The sequence below is a fragment of the Variovorax sp. V118 genome (genome assembly GCF_041154445.1).
Lineage (GTDB): Bacteria > Pseudomonadota > Gammaproteobacteria > Burkholderiales > Burkholderiaceae_C > Variovorax > Variovorax boronicumulans.
The window spans coordinates 5,461,005-5,481,444 of sequence record NZ_AP028663.1 but is presented as its reverse complement, the minus strand read 5'-3'; the positions used below and the strand labels follow the sequence as shown (position 1 = coordinate 5,481,444).

The window sequence follows — 20,440 nt, the reverse complement described above, 5'->3', positions numbered from 1 at the left end:
CCCCCATTCCACGACCACGACCAGGAGACTTTCATGCACACGTCACCGTCGCCGCACTTCGCGCTTCCCCTTTGCCGAACGGCCGCCGTGGTCGCGCTGGTGCTGCTGGCCGCCTGCGCCAACACGCCGCCGACCGCCACGGGCACGGCCACCACCGCGCCCACCACGGCCGATCCCGCGACCGCACCGGCCCGCCCCACCGGCGGCAGCGTGGCCGGGCAGGCGCGCACCTTCTCGACCCAGCTTGCCACCTACACCTCGGTCGGCTTCGACGCCGTGCCGGGCTGGGCGCGCGACGACTTCTCGGAAAGCTGGCCGGCCTTCCTGGGCAGCTGCAAGGTGCTCAACGGCCGCGGCGCCGAGTGGAAAGAGGTGTGCGAGCGCGCGCTGAAGGTCGACGGCAAGAGCACGCAGGCCATTCGCGGCTTCTTCGAGAGCGAGTTCTCTGCGTATCAGATCCGCGACGACGACCGCAAGCCCGACGGCGTGGTCACCGGCTACTTCGAGCCCGAGATCGCGGGCAGCCGCACCTACGTCGCGCCGTTCATCTACCCGGTCTACGGCCAGCCCGAGGACATGCTGTTCGTCGATGCGCGCAAGCTCCCGGCCGGCAGCGGCACGGTGGCCGCGAAGGTCGAAGGTCGCAACGTGATCGTGCAAAGCGGCCTGAGCACGCGCGACATGGGCGCACCGGGCCTGTACGCGCTCGACCTGTCCGCCATCACCCGCGACACGCTCGACCGCAAGGTGCGCCTGCGCATCGACGGCAAGCGCCTGCTGCCGTACTACACGCGCGAAGAGATCGAGACCAAGGGCGCGCCCAACGCCAAGGTGCTGGCCTTCGTGAGCAGCGCCACGGCGCTGTACGAGATGCAGATCCAGGGCTCGGGCCGCATCAAGCTGCCCAGCGGCGAAGTCGTGCGCGTGGCCTACGCCGAGCAGAACGGCCAGCCCTTCCGCCCGACCATCGCGCAGGCCGCCAACGGCAAGCCGCGCAGCGCCGTGAAGGTGCGCGGCGGCTCGCTCGAGCTGACGCTGGACGACGGCGACGACGAAGACACGGGCGCCATCGACAACAGCGTGATCCGCACGCGCGGCTTCACGCTGGCACGGCCCACGGCCAGCGGCGCGGTGGTGGTGCCGGGCCGTCGCATGGCCGGCGCGGTGACCGGCTCCGGCATCAAGGACCCGAGTTACGTGTTCTTCAAGGAATCGACCTCGCCCGCGGGTGGCCCGGTGGGCGCCTTCGGCGTGCCGCTGTCGGCCGGCCGCTCGATCGCGGTCGATCCGCGCAGCACGCCGCTGGGCTATCCGGTGTTCGTGTCGACGCGCACGCCCGGCAGCGGCGCGCCCATGCAGCGCCTGACCATCGCACAGGACACCGGCGGCGCCATCCGCGGCGCGGTGCGGGCCGACTACTTCTTCGGCAACGGCCAGCAGGCCGCCACCAACGCGCGCCGCATGAAGGAACGCGGCCAGCTGTGGATTCTTCTGCCGCGTGGCCTGGCCGTGGCGCAGGCGGCGGTGTCGGGTGCGATCCGCACGCGCGGCGGCCCGGTCGGCGCCAATCTTCCGCAGTGCCTGGTGCCCACGGAAGGCGTCTGCGTCGACGACTGACCCCTTTTCTTTCGACCCCTTGGCCCTTCATGCAGGAAACCCTCTCGTCCGCGGAAAGCTCTGAACTCGTCCGCCTCTGGCGGCGCCGGCAGACGCTGTCCTCGGACGACATGGGCACCATGTACCGCATCGTGGGCGATGCGCTCGTGGCCTGCAACCCGCCCGAGCTGCAGGTGCTGGGCGAGGGGCGGCAGGAGCTGGTGGCGCAGTTCATCTACGTGAAGGTGCTGCGGCTCGACGCCGACCCCGACGAGTCGGAAGAGCGCGCAGGCCACAGCGCGCCGTCCACCGCCTTCGCGCTGTGCGCGTACTTCCGTCGCTACCTCATCGACTGCACGCGTGCCAGTTCATTCCGCCGCAAGGTCTCCATCGGCGACCAGATCACCGAGGCCCAGCTCGAAGACGAACTCGGCCCGGGCGAAGACCTCGACGGTTGCCTGGCCGAGCACGGCCTCAGCGCGCAGGCCGTGCAGCTGGCGGCGCGCGCCTTCATCGCCGGGCTGCCCGAGCCTGAGCGCATCCTGCTGTGCGAGGGCTTCGGGCAGGAGGCCGAGGGCGGGCTGTCGGGCGTGGCCTCGCGCCACGCCATCGCCTCGTACCACTACCGCGCCGGGCGGCTGGGCCTCGTGCACAAGCGCGAAGGGCTGGGCGCCGGCTATGCGCAGACCCGCATCGGCAGCTGGATCGGCCAGACCCTGGGCATCGCGATCGAGGCCGACAACATGGCGGCGATCCTGCAGGTTTTCAAAATCCTCGGGGCTGAAGCGTCTTATGTCTGAAGACATAGCCATTCAGGAACAGACGCCATGACCACCGACCTCTGGCCCCCGCTCAGCGTGATCCGCCATGCGTTCGAAACCGGCGCGCCGCCCGGCGATGCCGCACCGGACGCCGCACCCGTCGCGATGCCGCACGGCAGCGCGGGCGCGGGCACGCCGGTGGTGTCGGACCTGCTGCTCCCTTTGACCGAATTGGCCCGGCGCCGCGAGGCTGTCGCCCGGCGCGCCTTCACCGCGCGCTGGGCGCCGGGCCGCCTCGTGAGCGTGGTGCACGACGGGCGCCTGCTCGGCGTGCTGCTCGACCGCTGCATCCACGGCGACCTCTGGCAGGGCTGGATGGCCGCGGGCGAGCCCGACTGGGCCGGCCCCTTCGACGTGCTGCTGGAGCCCGACGACGAGCCCTTCGAGCCGATGTTCGGCGTGGTCCAGGCCTGGAACGTGCTCACGCTCGAACCCAGCCCGCAGCTGGCCGCGCGCGTGCTCGGCGAGGTGTCGGCCACGCGGCTCGCCGCGATCCGCGCGGTGCATGACGAATGGGCCGCGCATGCGGCGCCCGACATCGCGCCCGAGCCCGGGCGCATCGCGCTGCGCGGCGTGGCCGGCGCGTTCTCGGTGCTCTCGGGCACGCCGCTGGGCCCGCAGGACCCGCGCACCGACTACCAGGCGCTGTACCGCGATGCCGGCCTGCAACTCGGCCGCGCGCTGGCGCAACCGCAGGAGGAGGCCCCCGCCGCGCCGCCGCCATCGCCCGCCCGGCCGCTTCCGCGGCCCGAGGACGGCTGGTGGGGCAGCATCCGCCGCTGGTTCGGCGCCGAAGGCTGGGCACGCCCGGCTTTTGCGGCGGTGGCGCTGTTCGCGGTGATCCAGAACGTGGGGCTCATCGGCGGGCGTGGCACCACCGAAGACGATGAGGTGCGCTTCCGCTCGGTGCCCACGGCGCCGGTCGCGGCGCAGGCCAACCTGGTCGTGCGCTGGAACGAGGGCGTTCGCATCGACGAGGCCGATCGCCTGCTGCGCACGATGTCGGCCGAAGTGGTCGGCGGGCCGGGGCCGAACGGCGTGTGGCGTCTGCGCGTGGCCGATCCGGTCGGTGCTTTGTCGGTGCTCGCGACGTCGCCGCTGGTCGCGTCGGCCGGACCGGCCTCGGAGCCGCCATGAACCTGCGCGCGTGCAGCCTGCGGTTCCTGCTCGCGCTGGTGGTGTGGGGCGCGGGCGGTGTCGCCGCGCAGGCCGCGCAGCGCGCGCTGCTCGTCGGCGTCTCCGAGCTCGTCAACCAGCCGCAGGCGCTGTGGCTGCAGGCGCCGCGCAACGACGTGATGCTCATGCGCGATGCCTTGTTGAAGCAGGGCTTCACCGCGCCCGACATCGCCGTGCTCGCCGACGGCGTGCCCGGCGCTGCGCTGCCCGAATCGCAGGCCATCCACGAGGCCCTGGCGCGGCTGCTCGCGCAGTCGGCCAGCGGCGACTTCGTGCTGCTGTATTTCTCCGGCCACGGCACGCGCCTGCGCGACGTGGCCAAGCGCTACCAGGAGCCCGACGGCCTGTCCGAGAACTTTCTCGCGCGCGACGTGCGCGGCACGCTCGGCGCCGATGCCGCGCTCAGCGGCGACCTGCGCGACGTCGACTTCGATGCCTGGATCCAGGCCTTCCTGGCGAAGAACGTGTTCGTCGCCTCGGTGTTCGACACCTGCTCCGCCAACTCCATGACGCGCGGCACGGGCGATGCGCCCGCGACCGCCGAGGGGCCGGCCGACGACGAGGTGCGCTGGCGCGGCCTGCGCGCGACGCAGCTCGCGGGCGGTGCGTCGACGGCACGGTCCTTGTCTCCACCAGCGACCGGCGACGCCGTGCCGCGCGCCCGCTACGTGGCGCTGTTCGCGTCCGAGAGCCACCAGATCACGCCCGAGCTGCGCCTGCCGCGCAAGGCGCGCAGCGCCCGGCCGCAGGGCCTCCTGACCTGGGCCGTGGTCGAGTCGCTGGCGCGCAAGCCCGCCACCTGGCGCGACCTGTTCGACGGCGTACTCGCGCTGTACCCGCCGGTCATCGACGAGCTCGCGCAGCGCTTTCCCACGCGCGAGCTGCCGTCGCCCGTGGCCGAGGGCAACCTCGATGCGCCCCTGTTCGCCAACAGCGGCGCGCCCGCGTCCACGCGCCCGGTGTGGGGCGCGCAGCGCAGCGGCGACAGCCTGGCCGTCAAGGCCGGCCTGCTCGACGGCCTGGCGCCGCAGCAGGAGGTGCGCGTGCTCGCCACGCTCGACGACGGCACCGTGCGCCGCGCGCCGGCCGCCATCGCGCAGATCAAGCTCGGCGGCGCGTGGCTCGCCGTGCCCGCGGCGTTGAAAGACCTGCCGGGCAGCGCGTTCTGGAGCGTCACGCCGGTCACCGAGCCGGCCGCGATGGCCCTGCGCGTGCGCGCCGACAAGCCGCTGCCCGCAGGCCTGAGCCTCGACTACCCGGCCGCGATCCGCCTGGCCGACGACCCCGCGAACGCCGACGTGCGCTGGACCGACCTCGGCCCCGCCGGCCATCGCCTCGAAGCGCTTGCGCCCGTGTTCGGCACCGCCGCCTCCACCGTCGTGGTGCCCGACGTGGCCGCGCTGCGCCGCCGCCTGCAGGCGCTGGCGCAGCTGAAATGGCTGGCCCAGCTGCAGGCCCATGCCAGGGGCGGCCAGCTCGACGGTTTCGATGCGGCGCTCGAAGTCTGGAGCGCCGACCGGCTGCTGCGCAGCGTGCCCGTCGCCGAGGCCGCGAGCGTGCTGCCTGCACTGCGTGCAGGGGAGCGCGTGCGCCTGAACGTGCGCAACACCAGCGGCCGTTCGCTCGACCTCGTCATCACCGGCATCGACGCGCGCGGCGCGCTGCAGGCGGTGTACCCCGACGGGGCCGGCGAAACCAACCGCTTCAAGCGCGGCACGCCCGAGCAGCCGGCGGTCAAGCGTTTCGACCTGCCCTGGCTCGATGCGGCCGGCGAGGCGCGCCTGCTCGTCATGGCGGTGCCGGCCGCGCCCCACAGCGCGCCGCGCCTGTTCGGCGTGGCCACCGCGGCGCAGGCCGACGTGTCGGAGGTGCGCGTGCGCGGCGGCCAGCCACCGGCCGCCGGCGGCGAGCGCCAGGTGTTCGCGGCCTTGCTGCGCAGGAGCGCTGGCACGGCAGACGGTGGTGCGCGGCCATGAGGAAGGTGCGCGTGGTCCCGGTCCAGTTTTCTTTGTCCGAATCCGGAGGTTGACATGGCATTTCTCGAAGACGGCTCCTGGAGCCCCGAAGACGCACGGCAGTTCTACGAACTGATCGGCACCGGCTCGGCCGAGACCGACCTGGTCATGATGATCGAGAGCAAGGGCTCGCCCGTCGAGGGCGAACTCGAACGCGTCTTCGACGACGGCAAGGCGCGCCTGAACATCGGCGGCTACTACTGGTCGGTGCAGGTGCCCGAATCGTCCGCGCAGAACCAGGTCGTGCCCCACAACCTGGTCGTCGCGCGCCGCAGCGACGCGGCCACGGCCACGCTCGCCAGCCTGCTGCGCGCGCAGGAAAAAGACCTGAAGGTCGTCATCAGCGCCTACAAGGCCGGCGGCGATCCGCAGTCGCCCGAGGCGCAGGCGACCTTCGAGATCTCGCTGGAGAACGCGCGCATCTGCCGGCTGGTGCTCAACTCCGGCGGCCACTGGGGCGTGCCCTCGGAGCTGGTCTCCATCAGCTACCGCACGGTGAAGATCAAGTCGGCGCCGCAGAAGACCAGCGGCGCACGCGGCGCGGTGCGCGAATGCCAGTTCACCCGGACCTGAATCCGAACGCCCCCAGGAGCACACCGCCATGACGACGACCGCCGCAGACTTCCTCAAGGCCGCCGACCCGGTGGCCGCCCTCAAAGCCCTGAGCGACGACGTGCGCGCCAAGCCCTCCGACCCCAAGCACCGCGTCTTCATGGCGCAGCTCCTGTGCGTGCTCGGGCAGTGGGAGCGCGTGCTCAACCAGCTCACCGTCGCGGCCGAGCTCGACGCGCTCGCCGTGCCCATGAAGCAGGTGTACGGCGAGGCCGTGCGCTGCGAAGGCCTGCGCGCCGACGTGTTCGCCGGCACGCGCACGCCGATGATCTTCGGCCAGCCCGATGAATGGCTGGCACTGCTCATCGAATCGCTGCTGCGGCAAGGCCGCGGCGAGAGCGGGCTGGCCGAAGACCTGCGCCAGCGCGCCTTCGACGGCGCGCCCGCCATCGCCGGCACCATCGACGGCGTGCCTTTCGAATGGCTGGCCGACGCCGACATGCGCCTGGGCCCGGTGCTCGAGGCCTTCGTCAACGGCAAGTACTACTGGATTCCCTACGCGCGCCTGGCGCACATCAAGATCGAGCCGCCCGAAGACCTGCGCGACTGCGTCTGGATGCCCGCGCACCTGAAGTTCGAGAACGGCGGCGAAACGCTGGCGCTCATTCCCACGCGCTACGAAGGCACCGAGGCGCAGGACGACGGCGAGCTGCGCCTGGCGCGCAAGACCGAGTGGCGCGAGCTGCGCCCCGAGGTCTGGGCCGGCTACGGCCAGCGCGTGCTCGGCAGCGACGCCGGCGAGTACGCGCTGATGGACGTGCGCGAGATTCTCTTCACGCCTGCTGCCGTTGATGCGGCCGAGGGCGGCGAAAGCAGCGGCGGTGGCTGAGCTCACCGCGCAGGAGCGGCTGCAGCCCTCGCTGCTGGACCGCCTCGTCGACCACGCGCCCGACGAGAAGCGCGAGGGCGACGACAAGCGCACGCTCACCAAGCAGGCGCTGCGCCAGGCCGTGCTGCGCGACCTCGGCTGGCTCTTCAATGCCACGGGGCACGGCCTGTCGATGGACGACAAGCAGCACCCGAATGCCGCACGCTCCGTCATCAACTACGGATTGCCTATGCTGTCTGGCCAGTTCACCTCGTCGGTGCAGCGTGTCAGCATGGAACAGGCTTTGAAGAACGCAATCCTGCAGTTCGAGCCGCGCATTTTGTCCCGCACACTCGAAGTCGAACTCGTCATGGAAGGCCCGGCCCTGGAGTCCCACAACAGCATCGGCCTGCAGATCCGCGGCATGCTGTGGGCGCAGCCCGTGCCGCTCGAGTTCCTCATGCGAAGCCGCGTCGATCTGGAAGAGGGCCGCATAGAGATCGTGGACATGGCGCAAAACCCAAGGTAAGTCCACATGGACCCTCGGCTGCTGAGCCTGTACGAGCAGGAGCTGCGCTACTTCCGCGAAAGCGCCTCGGAGTTCGCCCGTGCGTTCCCGAAGATCGCGCACCGGCTGGGCATCGAGGGCCAGGAAGTCGCCGACCCGTACGTGGAGCGGCTGATCGAGGCCACGGCCTTTCTCTCGGCGCGCGTGAGCCTGAAGCTCGACGCCGAATACCCGCGCTTCACGGGCCACCTGCTGGACATCGTCTACCCGCACTTCCTGGCGCCCACGCCGGCCATGACCGTGGTGTCGTTCGTGCCCGACCCGGAAGACGCCAACCTCGCGGCCGGCCCGACGTTGCCGCGCGGCGCCGGCCTGCGCGCGCGCCAGGCCGTGGGGCAGAACACGCACTGCGAGTTCCGCACCGCCGCCGCGCTGCGCATCTGGCCGATCGAGGTGCAGCGCGCCCAGTACTTCACCTACGCGCCCGACCTGCCGCTGAACACCCACCCGCAGTCGCGCGCCATCCGCGGCGGCCTGCGCATCGCACTGCGCGCCACGGCGGGGCTGGACTTCAGCCAGATCGCGCTCGACGACCTGGTGTTGCACTTCGGCGGCGCGGAAGACGTGGCCTGGCAGCTGCACGAATGCGCGCTGGGCCAGCCCGTGGGTGTGTGGGTGCGACCGCTCACGGCCAGTGGTGCCTTGCAAGGCGCCATGCGCAGCCTGCCGGGCAGCGCCATCGGCGCGGTCGGCTTCGGGGACGACGAGGCGCTGCTGCCGGTCACGGCCACGGGCTTCTCGGGCTTCCGGCTGCTGCAGGAGTACTTCGCGTTCCCGCAGCGCTTCCAGTTCGTGCGCATCGGCGGGCTGCAGGCGCTGCTCGCGACGATGCCGGTGACCGAGCTGGAGATCGTGCTGCTGTTTTCGCGCGGCGATGCGGCGCTCGAGAAGCTGGTGAGCGCCGACAACGTGCAGCTGCACTGCGTGCCCGCCGTCAACCTGTTCACCAAGCGGCTCGACCGCGTGCCCGTGACCGAGGGCGTGAGCCAGTTCCACCTGGTGCCCGACCGCACGCGCCCGCAGGACTTCGAGGTGCACACCGTCACCGAGGTCATCGGCCACGGCGCGCCCGGGGCCGACGCCGCGGTGGCCGAGCAGCCGTTCCGGCCGTTCTACTCGGCCTTCCACGGCAGCCGCAACAGCCACCCGGCCTACTTCACGACCACGCGCGAGCCGCGCATGCTCTCGGTGCGCCAGCGCACCGAAGGCCACCGCAGCAGCCACATCGGCTCCGAGGTCTACATGCAGATCGTCGACCCGCAGCAGGCGCCGTACGCCGCCACGCTGCGCCAGCTCGCCGTGACCGCGCTGTGCACCAACCGCGACCTGCCGCTGCTGATGCCGCTGGGGCGCGACAACGACTTCGACTGCGTCGACTCCTTTCCCGTGCAGCGCGTGCGCATGGTGCGCGGGCCGTCGCGGCCGGTGTCGCCGGTCGTGAGCCAGGGGCTGGGCTGGCGCGTCATCGATCACCTGGCGCTCAATTACCTGTCGCTGTCCGACAGCACGCCGGAGCAGGGCGCCGCCGCGCTGCGCGAGACGCTCATGCTCTACGCCGTGCATGCCGACGAGATGCGCCAGGGCCAGGTGCGCGGGCTGCTGTCGGTCAAGAGCAAGCCCGTGGCGCGGCGCCTGCCGCTCGCGGGCCCGATCGCCTTCGGGCGCGGGCTCGAGGTGACGCTGGAGGTCGACAAGGACGCCTTCCACGGCCACAGCGCCTTCCTGTTCGGTGCCGTGCTGGCGCAGTTTCTCGCGCGCCATGTCGAGGTGAACCACTTCGTCGAAACCGTGCTGCGCGTCGCGGGCAAGGGCGAAGCCATGCGCTGGAGGCCGCTGTGCGGGACACGCCAGATTCTGTGAGCACGCGGGTGGACCAGGCGCTGCGCGGGTGGTCGGCGCAGCCGTGGGACTTCGACTACTTCGCCGTGATGCGGCGCATCGAGTCCGTCGCGAAGACCACGCCGCGCTGGGGCCGCGCCCTGCTGCCCAGCGCCGAGCCGGTGCGCGTGGGGCAGGAGCCCTCGCTGTCGTTCGCGCCCGCCAGCTTCAGCCGCTTCGAGCCGGCCACCGCGCATTCGCCGCCGCGCCTGCGCCAGCACTTCTTCGGCTACATCGGCCCCAACGGCCCGCTGCCGGTGCACCTGAGCGACTTCATCCGCGAGCGCAGCCTGAACCACGGCGACCCGACCTGGCTGGCCTTTCTCGACACCTTCTCGCACCGCTTCTCGCTGCACTTCTATCGCGCGTGGGCGCAGTCGCGCCCGGCCGTGGCGCTCGACCGGCCGGGCGAAGACCGCTTCCGCCTGCAGGTCGGCGCGCTGGTCGGCACCGGCACGCCGGGGCGCATCGACCGCGACGAGATCCATGACGACGCGCGCCTGCATTTCTCGGGCTGGCTCGCGCGCCGCGTGCACAACGCGGAAAGCGTGGAGTCGGTGCTGTGCAGTTATTTCGGCGTGCCGGTGAAGCTGGAGCGCTGGGTCGGCCACTGGATGCGCGTGCCCACGGACGAGGTCACGCGGCTGGGGCAGGGCGAGAGTTCGCGCTCGATGGGCATGGGCGCGATGCTCGGCACGCGCGCGTGGGACCGCCAGCACCGCGTGCGCCTGCACCTGGGGCCGCTCACGATCGACCAGTACCGCATGTTCCTTCCCACCGGCGACGCGCAGCCCGTGCTGCAGCGCTGGATGCAGCAGCTGCTCGGCGACACCCTCGAATGGGACGCCGAACTGGTGCTCGAGAAAGTACAGGTGCCGCCCACGCGCCTGGGCCAGGCCCGGGGCAACGGCCCGCGCCTGGGCTGGGTCTCGTGGCTCGGCGAACGCCCACGCACGCGCGATGCGGCCGACGTGCGCATTGCCAGCCAGCCGTCGAGGGCGCGCCTGCCGCAGCAGTCCGCCTCTTTTCAATAAACCCATCTTCATTCGTTCAGAAGAGATACGGAGTCCTCCATGAGTGAAATCAGCCGCACCGCCCTCTTCGGCAAACTCAACTCGCTGGCCTACAAGGCCATCGAGGGCGCCACCGTCTTCTGCAAGATGCGCGGCAACCCATACGTGGAACTGGAGCACTGGTTCGCCCAGCTGCTGCAGGCGCAGGATTCCGACCTGCACCGCGTGATCCAGCACTACGGCCTCGATGTGTCGGTGATCGCGAAGGACATGACGGCCGCGCTCGACCGCCTGCCGCGCGGCGCCACCGCCATCAGCGATTTCTCGCCGCACATCGAGAACGCCATCGAGCGCGCCTGGACCTACGCCACCCTGCAGTTCGGCGAGGCGCAGGTGCGCACCGGCTACATCCTCGTGGGCATGCTCAAGACGCAGAGCCTGCGCAACCCGCTGTTCGGCCTGTCGAAGCAGTTCGAGAAGATCAAGGTCGAAGACCTGGCCGACAACTTTCCGAAGATTTGCGACGCCTCGCCCGAAGCGCAGATGCGCGCCCAGGACGGCACCGGCATGGGCAGCGGTGCACCCGGCGAAGACTCGGGCGCCATAGCGCCGGCCGCCATGGGCAAGGGCGATGCCCTCAAGAAATTTGCTGTCGACCTCACGGAGAAAGCCAAGAAGGGAGAGATGGATCCGGTGACCGGGCGGGACGAGGAAATCCGCCAGATCGTCGACATCCTCATGCGCCGCCGCCAGAACAACCCGCTGCTGACGGGTGAGGCGGGTGTGGGCAAGACCGCGGTGGTGGAAGGCTTCGCGCAGCGCCTGGCGCGCGGCGACGTGCCGCCGCAGCTGAAAGACGTGAAGCTGCTCACGCTAGACATCGGCCTCTTGCAAGCGGGTGCGAGCATGAAGGGCGAGTTCGAGCAGCGCCTGCGCCAGGTGATCGACGAGGTGCAGAGCTCGCCCACGCCGATCATTTTGTTCATCGACGAGATCCACACGCTGGTCGGTGCGGGCGGCGCGGCCGGCACCGGCGATGCGGCCAACCTGCTCAAGCCGGCGCTGGCGCGCGGCAACCTGCGCACCATCGGCGCCACCACCTGGGCCGAGTACAAGAAGTACATCGAGAAAGACCCGGCGCTCACGCGGCGCTTCCAGGTCGTTCAGGTGCCCGAGCCCGACGAGACCAAGGCCATCCTGATGCTGCGCGGCGTGGCCAGCGTGCTCGAGAAGCACCACCGCGTGCAGCTGCTCGACGAGGCCATCGAGGCGGCCGTGAAGTTGAGCCACCGCTACATCCCCGCGCGCCAGTTGCCCGACAAGGCCGTGAGCCTGCTCGACACGGCCTGCGCGCGCGTGGCCGTGAGCCAGCACGCGACGCCGCCCGAAGTCGAAGACTGCATGCGCCGCATCGAAGGCCTCACGGTCGAGCAGGAGATCATCGGCCGCGAAGAAGCCATCGGCATCGACGTGACCAAGCGCGCTGCGCTGGTGGCCACGCTGCTGGCCGAATCGAAGGTGCAGCTCGAAGCGCTGAATGCGCGCTGGCAGGAAGAGAAGGGGCTGGTCGATCGGCTGCTCGAACTGCGCAGCAAGCTGCGCGCGGGCAACAAGCCGGTCGATGAACCGGCGGCCGGGGAAACCGCCGCCGAGGCCGCCCCCGACCGCGCCACGCTGCTGGCCGAGCTGCACGAACTGCAGGCCAAGATCCACGCGGTGCAGGGCGAGTCGCCGCTCATCCTGCCCTCGGTCGACGAGCAGGCCGTGGCCTCGGTCGTCGCCGACTGGACCGGCATTCCCGTCGGCCGCATGGTCAAGAACGAAGTGGAGGCGGTGCTCAAGCTGGCCGACACGCTGAACCAGCGCGTCATCGGCCAGAAGCACGGCCTGGAGATGATCGCGCGCCGCATCCAGACCTCGCGGGCACGGCTGGACAACCCGCAGAAACCCATCGGCGTCTTCATGCTCTGCGGCACCTCGGGCGTGGGCAAGACCGAGACCGCGCTGGCGCTGGCCGAGGCGCTGTACGGCGGCGAGCAGAACATCATCACCATCAACATGAGCGAGTTCCAGGAGGCGCACACCGTCTCCACGCTCAAGGGTGCGCCGCCCGGCTACGTGGGCTACGGCGAGGGCGGCATCCTGACCGAGGCCGTGCGCCGCCGGCCCTACAGCGTGGTGCTGCTCGACGAAGTGGAAAAGGCCCACCCCGACGTGCACGAGATCTTCTTCCAGGTCTTCGACAAGGGCTGGATGGAAGACGGCGAGGGCCGCATGATCGATTTCAAGAACACGATCATCCTGCTGACCACCAACGCCGGCAGCGAGCTCGTGATGAGCATGTGCCGCGACCCCGAGCTGCTGCCCGATTCGAACGCGCTGGCCGATGCGCTCAAGGCGCCGCTCATGAAGGTGTTCCCGCCCGCGCTGCTGGGCCGCATCGTCACCATTCCCTACTACCCGCTGTCGCCCGAGATGATGAAGAAGATCGTGCGGCTGCAGCTGGGCCGCATCAAGAAGCGCGTGGAGACCAACCACGGCGTGCCCTTCGAATACACCGAGGCGGTGATCGAGCAGGTGGTCGCGCGCTGCCAGGACCCGGAGTCGGGCGGGCGCGTGATCGACGCGATCCTCACCAACACCGTGCTGCCCACCATTTCGGTCGAGTACCTGCAACGCCTGGCCTCGGGCGGCGAGATCCGCCGCGTGGCGCTCGACGTGAAGGACGCCGACTTCACCTACGCGTTCGACTGACCACCCCGCAGCGCGACGCCCCACTTCCGAGAGACCCAAGATGGCCGACCACGAGTTCCGCATCGAGAGCGATTCGCCCGCCAAGGACGACCTGATGTTCTGGCGCATCGTCGGGCACGAGGCGCTGGCGCGCCCCGCGGCCTACGAGCTCACCGTGCTGTCCAAGAACAAGGACCTCGCCGCCAAGGACATCCTGGGCCACGCCTTCGACGTGGTCATCGAGTTCAAGGACGCCGACGGCGGCGCGCACGAGCGGCATTGCCAGGGTCACGCGGTGCGCTTCGTGCGCGCGGGCCACATCGGGCGGCACTACGAGTACCGCATCGCGCTGCGCTCGTGGTTCTGGCTGCTCACCAAGCGCGCCAACTCGCGCATCCACCAGGAAAAGAAGGTGCTCGAGGTGCTCGACGCGGTGTTCGAGGACAGCCCGATCAAGCGCTTCAAGAAGACCAAGGCCACCAACGTCATCGGCACGCACAACCCGCGCCGCTACTGCGTGCAGCACCAGGAGAGCGACTACCAGTTCCTCTCGCGCCTGCTGGAGGACGAAGGCATCTACTACTGGTTCGACGCGCACGACGCGCCCGGCACCATGCACCTGTCGGACGCCAGCGACCTGGCGCACGACAAGCTGCCCGCGACCGACACGCTACGCCACATGGCGGTCCATGCGGCCGAGCCGCGCTTCAACGAGATCTCGCGCTGGGTCAGCGCGCGGCAGTTCGACACCGGCAAGCACTCGTCGCGCGACAGCGACTTCAAGGCCATCAAGAAGAAGCTGGGTGCCGACATCGACAGCTCCGACCAGCACGAGCTCGCCGAGTTCGAGATGTTCGAGTTCCCCGGCGGCTACTTCAGCGGCGACGACGCCGAGACGCGCGCCAAGCTGCGCGGCGACGAACTCAATGCGCGCCGCGACCGCCACTGGGCGTTCACGCCCTGGCCCGACGTCGCGGCCGGGCGCAGCTTCAAGTTCGAGGACGACCCCGACGGCACGCGCAACGGCGACTACGTGATCGCCGCCTGCACCTTCATCGCCAGCCACCGCGGCTACGAGGGCGTGAGCGCCAGCGCACCGGCCCAGCCCGTGCAGCGCGCGCTGGCCGAGGTGCTGCGCGACGACGCCGTGAACGCCGACACCCTCCCGGTGCTGGAAGAGCTGATCGCCGCCACGCCCGCGCTGGCCGCCGCGCAGACCGGCAGCAGCCTGTTCCTGCTCACCGTGATGCCGGTCGACCGGCCGTTCCGCGCGCCGCGCCTCACGCCGCGCGTGACCATGCCCGGCCCGCAGACGGCGATCGTGGTCGGCCCCAAGGGCGACGAGCTGCACGTGGACGACCACGGCCGCGTGAAGGTGCACTTTCACTGGGACCGCTACGACGACAGCAACGAGAAGTCGACCTGCTGGGTGCGCGTGTCGCAGCCCTGGGGCGGCAAGGGCTGGGGCGGCTATTTCGCGCCGCGCATCGGCCAGGAGGTGATCGTCGACTTCCTCAACGGCGACCCCGACCGCCCGGTGATCGTGGGCCGCGTCTACAACGACGACCAGCCCATTCCGTACAAGTCCGCCACGCAAAGCGGCTTCAAGACCCGCTCCACGCCCGGCGGCGGTCCTGCGAACTACAACGAGATCATGTTCGAGGACAAGAAGGGCGAGGAGAACATCAACATCCACGCCGAGCTCGACATGAGCCGCAGCGTGGAGCGCGATGACTCCACCACCATCGACCGCGACCAGACCATCACCGTCAAGCGCGACCAGACCAGCCTGGTGGACCGCGACCGCAAGAGCACCGTGACGCGCAACGACACCAACATGGTGGTGGTGGACCAGAAGAACACGGTCAAGGGCAAGCAGAACAACCAGGTGGTGGGCAACCGCGAGACCTTCGTCGACAGCAATGACACGCTGGCCGTCACGGGCACCCACAAGACCGATGTGACCGGCGCGCGCACCGACATCTCGCGCGCGGGCGAAACCCGCAACGTGATCGGCAACCAGACCACCACCGTGAGCGGCAAGGTGACGTTCAAGGCTGCGACGATGAGCTTCGAGGCCGGCCACATCGACTGGCTGGTGACCGGCTCGAGTTCGAAGTACATCACGGTGCCTACCGGTCCGCTGGCCCTGATGGCCAACAAGATCAAGCTGATGAGCAACACCGGCATCGAGATGATGGCGGTGGGCAACATCGACGCCACCTCGGTCGGCGCCAACACGACCATCCTGGGGCCGAACACCAGCGGCTACATCGGCACCAACAGCGAGGCCAACCTGGGCATGGCGCGCTCGACCTTCATGGGCATCAGCATCGAGAACGCACTGGCGCTGGCGATGTCCAACTTCGTCGGAGTGTCGATCGAAAACTCGCTGGGCGTGAAGCTCGTCAACGGCGCGGCGCCCGAAATCAAGTCGTTCGCGATCGACCTGGACCAGGCCGGGCTGCATGTCTTCAAGCCCGGCGTCGGCGCAGGCGGTGCCGACGCCGCGGTGGTCGCAGGGCTCCTGGCGGCCGTGGCCGGCGCCGCCAGTGCGGACGCCGACATTGCCGCCACGCTCAAGCAGTACGCCGACGCAGCCGTGGCGCTGGAGACGGCGGCCAAGGAGGCGCATGCGGCCGGGATGCACGGCCTGGAAGACCGGCTGCGCGCGCTCAAGGGCTCGGCGCTGGAGCGTCACGCGCAGGGCGTGAGGGGCTTTACCAGTTTCAGCGACGCCCTCGATGCGGGCCTGCACGAAACCGGCGAAGCGCTGTTCGGCGACGGCACGTCTGCGGAGAAGCTCGCCGCCGACCAGTCGCGCCTGGCCGACGGCTCGGCGGCGCCGCCGCCCCCGCCGCCCGATGACATCGGCCCGATGGACCCGTGGCAACCCTCCTCGGGGCCCGCCACGGGCGGTGCAGACGGCGGTGGCGCAGGCGGTGGTGCGCCGGCCGGCGGTGGCGCGGGCGGTGCGGGCGGGGGGAGCGGCGCGCAAGGTGGCAGCGGTTCGGACAGCGCGGGCGGCGGTGCCGGCGGGGGCAGCGGAAGCGGCGCCGGTGGGGGTTCGGGCGGCTCGGAAGGCGCAGGCGGTGCAGGAGGCGCCGATGGCGGCAGTGCGGGCGGCAGCGGTTCCGGCGGCGGGGGAGGTGCGGGAGGTGCGGGCGGCAGCGCGGGCGGCGTGGACTCCGATGCCTCCGGCGTGCCGGACAGCGCGGGGGGCGGCAGTGGCGGTGCCGGTGGCGCAGGCGGTGGCACCGGTGGCGGGGAAGGCGCCGACGGCGGCACCATGCAGTCCCAATGGGGCGGCGGTTCGGGCGGCAGCGGTGGTGGGTCCGGTGGCGGCCCCGGCAGCGGCGGCGCGGGCGGGGCCGAAGGCGGCAGTGGCTCGAGCGGTGCCGGAGGTGGCGGTGGCGGTGGCGGTGGCGGCAGCGCAGGTGGCACGGGGGGCGCCGAAGGCGGCGATGGCTCGGGCGGCGCCGGCGGTGGCGGCGGAAGCGGTGGGGGCGCAGGCGGTGGCAGGGGCAGCGGCGCATGACGGACACAGCGCGGTCGCACGGCATGCAGGTCCTCAAACCCCAGGCACTCGGCCTTTCCACGCGGCCGATCGAATTTCGCAAGCGCTTCGGATTGAGCATCAGCGCCTGCCTGCACCTGCCGTTCGCGCAGGGCGAGCGCGGCACGCTGTGGGCCGAGCAATCGATGTGGGCCTTCCTGTCGAAGGAGATGGCGCAGCCGTTCATCGACGAGGGCGTGGCCAAGCTCACGCCCGAGTTCCTCGTGCATGGCCAGGCCTTTGCACCGCCGGAGCGGCCCGACGCCTGCGCGGTGCGCGCGCGCTTCGCCGGCTGCGAAAAAACCCTGCTGGTCTTCGGAGAGCGCTACTGGGATGCGGGGCGCGCGAGCCCGCCGCAGCCCTTCGAGTCGCTGCCGATCAGCTGGTCGCGCGCGTACGGCGGCGCGGACTTTCCCGGCAACCCCGCCGGCCGCGGCCGGCAGCCCGAGGGCGGCGGTGCGACCTGGCTGCCCAATGTCGAGCGGCCGGATGAGCGCCTGCTGCGTCCCGGCCAGGCCGTCACGCCGGCCGGCTTCGGCCCGCTCGACCTGATGCATCCGCAGCGCGCGCAGTACCGCGGCACCTACGACGCCGACTACCTCAAGCAGCACGCGCCCGGGTTCGCCCCCGACACCGACTGGCGCTACTTCAACCTCGCGCCGGCCGACCAGTGGGTGAGCGGTGCGCTGGCCGGCGACGAGCCCTTCGCCTTCGAGAACATGCACCCGACCCGGCGCCTCATCGAAGGGCGGCTGCCCGGCATGCGCCCGCGCGTGTTCGTCGGCTATCGCATGGCACAGGGCGAGCCCAAGATCCGCGAGGTGCCGCTGCGGCTGACCACGGTCTGGTTCTTTCCGCATGCCGAGCGCTGCATCGCCATCTTCCAGGGGCTGGCCGAGGTCGGCACCGACGACGCGTCCGACATCGTGAGCCTCATGGGCGCCGTCGAGCGCAACGGCGAAGCCCGCCCCGACCAGCACTATCTCGACGCCGCAGCCCGGCGCGAAGACCCGCACATGGGCGCGATCTACGGGCTCGTCGAGTCCGACCTGCTGCCGCCGGGCGTGAGCACCGCCGACCCCGACGTCGAGGCCGCCCAGGCGCCGTTCGCGATGGCGGGGCTGCAGGGCGAGGCGCAGTACCGGCGCGCGCAGGTCGATGTGCGCATCGCGCGTCAGAAGGTGCGCGAGATGGGCAAGGACCCCGACGCGCTGGGCATCCGCATGCCGCCGCGCGAAAAGGTGCCCACGGGCGACGCGCTGCCGCCCTACCTCGAACAGAAGATGAAGGAAATGCAGGCCCAGCAGTGGGCGATGGTCGAAGACGCCGTCACCGCCCTGGAGCGTGCCTTCGCCCTCCCGCCCGAGAAGATCGACCGCAGCCAGCTGCAGCACCGCGGCCCGCCTGCCTACCGCGCCAAGACGCACCTGGCCGAGATGCAGCGCATGGCCGCGGCGGGCACGCGCCAGCTCGACTTCGCACCCCTGCTGCCCAAGCTCTATCAGCTGGAAGACGTGCACCGCCGCGACTACCTCCAGGGCGCCCACCTGCAGCCGCCGGCCTACGCGATGCCCGCGGACGCGGCGCGCTCGCTGCGCGGCGAGATGGCGCGCGCGGTGCCCGCGGGCATGCGCTACTTTGCGGGGCTGGACTTCACCGGCGCTGACTTCTCCGGACTCGACCTGCGCGACGTGAATTTCCAGGGCGCCTGGCTGGAGAGTGTCGACCTGCGCCGGGCGAACCTCTCGGGCGCCGACCTGTCGGGTGCGGTGCTGGCACATGCCAACCTCGAGGGCGCGATCGCCATCGGCACGAAGTTCGGCAAGGCCAACCTCGGCAAGGCCCGGCTCGCGGGCGGCGTGTTCGACGACGCGGACTTCGGCAACGCCACGCTCATGGGCTGCCACTTCGCCGGCACGCAGATGCGGCGTGCCGGCTTCATCGGCGCCAACCTGCTGGAGACCACCTGGGGCGAGGCCGACTGGCAGGGCGCTACGCTCGCGGGGCAGACCTTCTACCAGCTCGACCTGCGCGGCATGCGCCTGGCCGAAGCCGACCTGTCGGCCTGCAACTTTCTCAGCGCCGACCTGTCGGGCGTCGAGCTGCACGGTGCCAACCTGGCGCACGCCACTTTCGCCACCTGCAAGCTCGACGGCGCCAACTTCCAGCGCGCGCGCTGCGCCGGCGCCGTGACCGTCAAGGACTGCACCATGGGCGGCGTCGACATGAGCGGCGCCGACCTGCGCCAGTTCAACTTCGGCGCCTGCGACCTGCGTGGCGCCAAGCTGGTGCGTGCGGTGCTCGACGGCGCCAACCTCAGCGAGGTGTGCCTGGAAGACGCCGACCTGCGCCTGGCCAGCGCCAAGGGCGTGCTGATGCGCATGGCGGCCTGCCGCGGCGCGCTGTTGTCCGGCGTGAACTTCAGCGACGCCGTGATGCAGAAGGCCGACCTGCGCGGCGCCGACCTGCGGCGCAGCAACCTCTTTGCGGCCGACCTGAGCCGCGTGCGCCTGGACGGTTCGACGAATCTCGAAGGCGCGCTGCTGACACGCGCGCGCACCTGGCCCCGCCTCACCCCCGAACAGCAGGCCGCCGCATGACCCCGAAACTGCTCATGCTGGCCGTTCACCTCGGCGAAACGATCGAGAAGCGCGACCTGTCCGCCGGCCCCTACGCCGGGCTGTCGCTGGGCGGCGGCGTGTTCACGCTCGTGCGGCTGGCCCAGGCGGATCTGCGCGGCGCCGACCTGCGCGAGAGCGTCTTCGACCGCTGCGACCTGCGTGGCCTCATGGCCTCGGGGGCCAACCTGCGCCGCGCCGTGTTCAACCGCTGCCTGCTCGACCACGCCGACCTGCGCGAGGCCAACCTGCACGGCGCCGTGTTCACCGAGTGCGACATGCAGCACGCGCAGCTCGCGCAGGCCACGATGACCATGGCGACGCTGTCGAAGTGCCGGCTTGACCATGCCAACCTGCGCGGCGCGCCCCTGGGCTCGGCGGTATTCACGCAGTCGGTGCTGCTGGACGTGTGCGCCGACGACACGCAGTGGCCGTACACCACGGTCAACGAGTGCGACCTCTCGCACCTGAGCTGGACGGGCGCGCAGATGCAGCGCAACGTGTTCTTCAAGACCTCGCTCAAGGGCATGTCGTTCGCCGGCCTGTCGCTCGACGGGTGCCAGTTCTCGTCGACCGACCTGAGCGGTGCCGACTTCAGCGGCATCGTGCTGCAGCAGTGCAACTTCCAGGGCTCGACGCTCGACGGCGCGCGCTTCGTCAAGGCCGTGGCGCCGTCGACCATCTTCTGCGCAGCCTCCGGGCAGGGCGTGGATTTCTCAGGGGCGCGACTGCGGCAGGCGCTGTTCACCGGCGCCTCGCTGCCGGGCGCGCGCTTTGCCGGCTGCGACCTGTACCAGACCCACTTCGCGGGCGCCAGCCTGGCCGGCGCCGACTTCCGCGATGCCGAGCTGACCTACGCCGACTTCCGCCACGCCAACCTCGAGGCGGCCGAGATGCGCGGCGCCACGATGAAGCGCACCGTGCTGCACGGTGCGCGCACCGAGAACGCGCAGATGAGCGACCGCGCCAGCGCCATCGAGTCCGACCCCGATCTGGCCGCCGCCGAGCGCTGGCAGCCGCTGGCCGCATGAACGCACCGCAAGCAA

At 70.9% G+C, this 20,440-nt stretch carries 13 protein-coding genes; all 13 read left to right on the top strand.

Annotation, left to right across the window (positions count from 1 at the left end):
* The first annotated feature begins 33 nt into the window (after positions 1–33).
* From ACAM52_RS25470 to ACAM52_RS25410, 13 genes are read left to right on the top strand one after another with little or no spacing between them, the layout of a single operon-like run.
* Positions 34–1,617 carry a murein transglycosylase A gene (locus tag ACAM52_RS25470; protein WP_369644896.1) on the top strand — a complete coding sequence of 528 codons (1,584 nt, stop codon included), beginning with the start codon at positions 34–36 and terminating at the stop codon, positions 1,615–1,617.
* Positions 1,618–1,646: 29 nt separating this feature from the next.
* On the top strand, positions 1,647–2,396 hold the full coding sequence (locus tag ACAM52_RS25465; RefSeq protein WP_062482983.1) for a hypothetical protein: 750 nt from the start codon (positions 1,647–1,649) through the stop codon (positions 2,394–2,396).
* A gap of 27 nt (positions 2,397–2,423) precedes the next feature.
* A complete protein-coding gene (locus tag ACAM52_RS25460) occupies positions 2,424–3,554 on the top strand; it encodes a hypothetical protein (RefSeq protein ID WP_369644895.1) in 1,131 nt (376 codons plus the stop codon).
* The gene (locus ACAM52_RS25455) at positions 3,551–5,569 is read left to right on the top strand and encodes a caspase family protein (protein WP_369644894.1); all 2,019 of its coding nucleotides are present in this window, start codon (positions 3,551–3,553) and stop codon (positions 5,567–5,569) included. Before ACAM52_RS25460 ends, ACAM52_RS25455 begins: the two co-directional genes overlap by 4 nt.
* 54 nt (positions 5,570–5,623) lie before the next feature.
* Positions 5,624–6,181 carry a type VI secretion system tube protein Hcp gene (locus ACAM52_RS25450; RefSeq protein WP_056584544.1) on the top strand — a complete coding sequence of 186 codons (558 nt, stop codon included), beginning with the start codon at positions 5,624–5,626 and terminating at the stop codon, positions 6,179–6,181.
* 28 nt (positions 6,182–6,209) lie between these two features.
* Positions 6,210–7,049 carry a type VI secretion system accessory protein TagJ gene (locus ACAM52_RS25445; protein WP_369644893.1) on the top strand — a complete coding sequence of 280 codons (840 nt, stop codon included), beginning with the start codon at positions 6,210–6,212 and terminating at the stop codon, positions 7,047–7,049.
* Positions 7,042–7,557: a type VI secretion system baseplate subunit TssE gene (tssE, locus tag ACAM52_RS25440; protein WP_062481207.1), complete on the top strand. Its 516-nt coding sequence runs from the start codon at positions 7,042–7,044 to the stop codon at positions 7,555–7,557. The genes ACAM52_RS25445 and tssE overlap by 8 nt, the downstream gene beginning before the upstream one ends.
* 6 nt (positions 7,558–7,563) lie before the next feature.
* Positions 7,564–9,456: a type VI secretion system baseplate subunit TssF gene (gene tssF, locus ACAM52_RS25435; protein WP_369644892.1), complete on the top strand. Its 1,893-nt coding sequence runs from the start codon at positions 7,564–7,566 to the stop codon at positions 9,454–9,456.
* A complete protein-coding gene (gene tssG / locus ACAM52_RS25430; RefSeq protein WP_369644891.1) occupies positions 9,453–10,508 on the top strand; it encodes a type VI secretion system baseplate subunit TssG in 1,056 nt (351 codons plus the stop codon). Before tssF ends, tssG begins: the two co-directional genes overlap by 4 nt.
* Positions 10,509–10,547: 39 nt before the next feature.
* Positions 10,548–13,241 carry a type VI secretion system ATPase TssH gene (gene tssH / locus ACAM52_RS25425; RefSeq protein ID WP_369644890.1) on the top strand — a complete coding sequence of 898 codons (2,694 nt, stop codon included), beginning with the start codon at positions 10,548–10,550 and terminating at the stop codon, positions 13,239–13,241.
* Between the two features lie 40 nt (positions 13,242–13,281).
* Positions 13,282–16,758 carry a type VI secretion system Vgr family protein gene (locus tag ACAM52_RS25420; RefSeq protein WP_369644889.1) on the top strand — a complete coding sequence of 1,159 codons (3,477 nt, stop codon included), beginning with the start codon at positions 13,282–13,284 and terminating at the stop codon, positions 16,756–16,758.
* On the top strand, positions 16,755–19,376 hold the full coding sequence (locus ACAM52_RS25415; RefSeq protein WP_369644888.1) for a DUF2169 domain-containing protein: 2,622 nt from the start codon (positions 16,755–16,757) through the stop codon (positions 19,374–19,376). Before ACAM52_RS25420 ends, ACAM52_RS25415 begins: the two co-directional genes overlap by 4 nt.
* Complete coding sequence (locus tag ACAM52_RS25410) at positions 19,373–20,425, top strand: pentapeptide repeat-containing protein (RefSeq protein ID WP_369631077.1); 1,053 nt, start codon at positions 19,373–19,375, stop codon at positions 20,423–20,425. Before ACAM52_RS25415 ends, ACAM52_RS25410 begins: the two co-directional genes overlap by 4 nt.
* Positions 20,426–20,440: the final 15 nt, after the last annotated feature.

Bases quoted from the DNA above. Each gene is read 5' to 3' on its own strand.
- ACAM52_RS25460 (WP_369644895.1), top strand. From the start codon at position 2,424: ATGACCACCGACCTCTGGCCCCCGCTCAGCGTGATCCGCCATGCGTTC.
- ACAM52_RS25470 (WP_369644896.1), top strand. From the start codon at position 34: ATGCACACGTCACCGTCGCCGCACTTCGCGCTTCCCCTTTGCCGAACG.
- ACAM52_RS25465 (WP_062482983.1), top strand. From the start codon at position 1,647: ATGCAGGAAACCCTCTCGTCCGCGGAAAGCTCTGAACTCGTCCGCCTC.
- tssH (WP_369644890.1), top strand. From the start codon at position 10,548: ATGAGTGAAATCAGCCGCACCGCCCTCTTCGGCAAACTCAACTCGCTG.
- ACAM52_RS25445 (WP_369644893.1), top strand. From the start codon at position 6,210: ATGACGACGACCGCCGCAGACTTCCTCAAGGCCGCCGACCCGGTGGCC.
- ACAM52_RS25420 (WP_369644889.1), top strand. From the start codon at position 13,282: ATGGCCGACCACGAGTTCCGCATCGAGAGCGATTCGCCCGCCAAGGAC.
- ACAM52_RS25415 (WP_369644888.1), top strand. From the start codon at position 16,755: ATGACGGACACAGCGCGGTCGCACGGCATGCAGGTCCTCAAACCCCAG.
- tssF (WP_369644892.1), top strand. From the start codon at position 7,564: ATGGACCCTCGGCTGCTGAGCCTGTACGAGCAGGAGCTGCGCTACTTC.
- ACAM52_RS25450 (WP_056584544.1), top strand. From the start codon at position 5,624: ATGGCATTTCTCGAAGACGGCTCCTGGAGCCCCGAAGACGCACGGCAG.
- ACAM52_RS25455 (WP_369644894.1), top strand. From the start codon at position 3,551: ATGAACCTGCGCGCGTGCAGCCTGCGGTTCCTGCTCGCGCTGGTGGTG.
- ACAM52_RS25410 (WP_369631077.1), top strand. From the start codon at position 19,373: ATGACCCCGAAACTGCTCATGCTGGCCGTTCACCTCGGCGAAACGATC.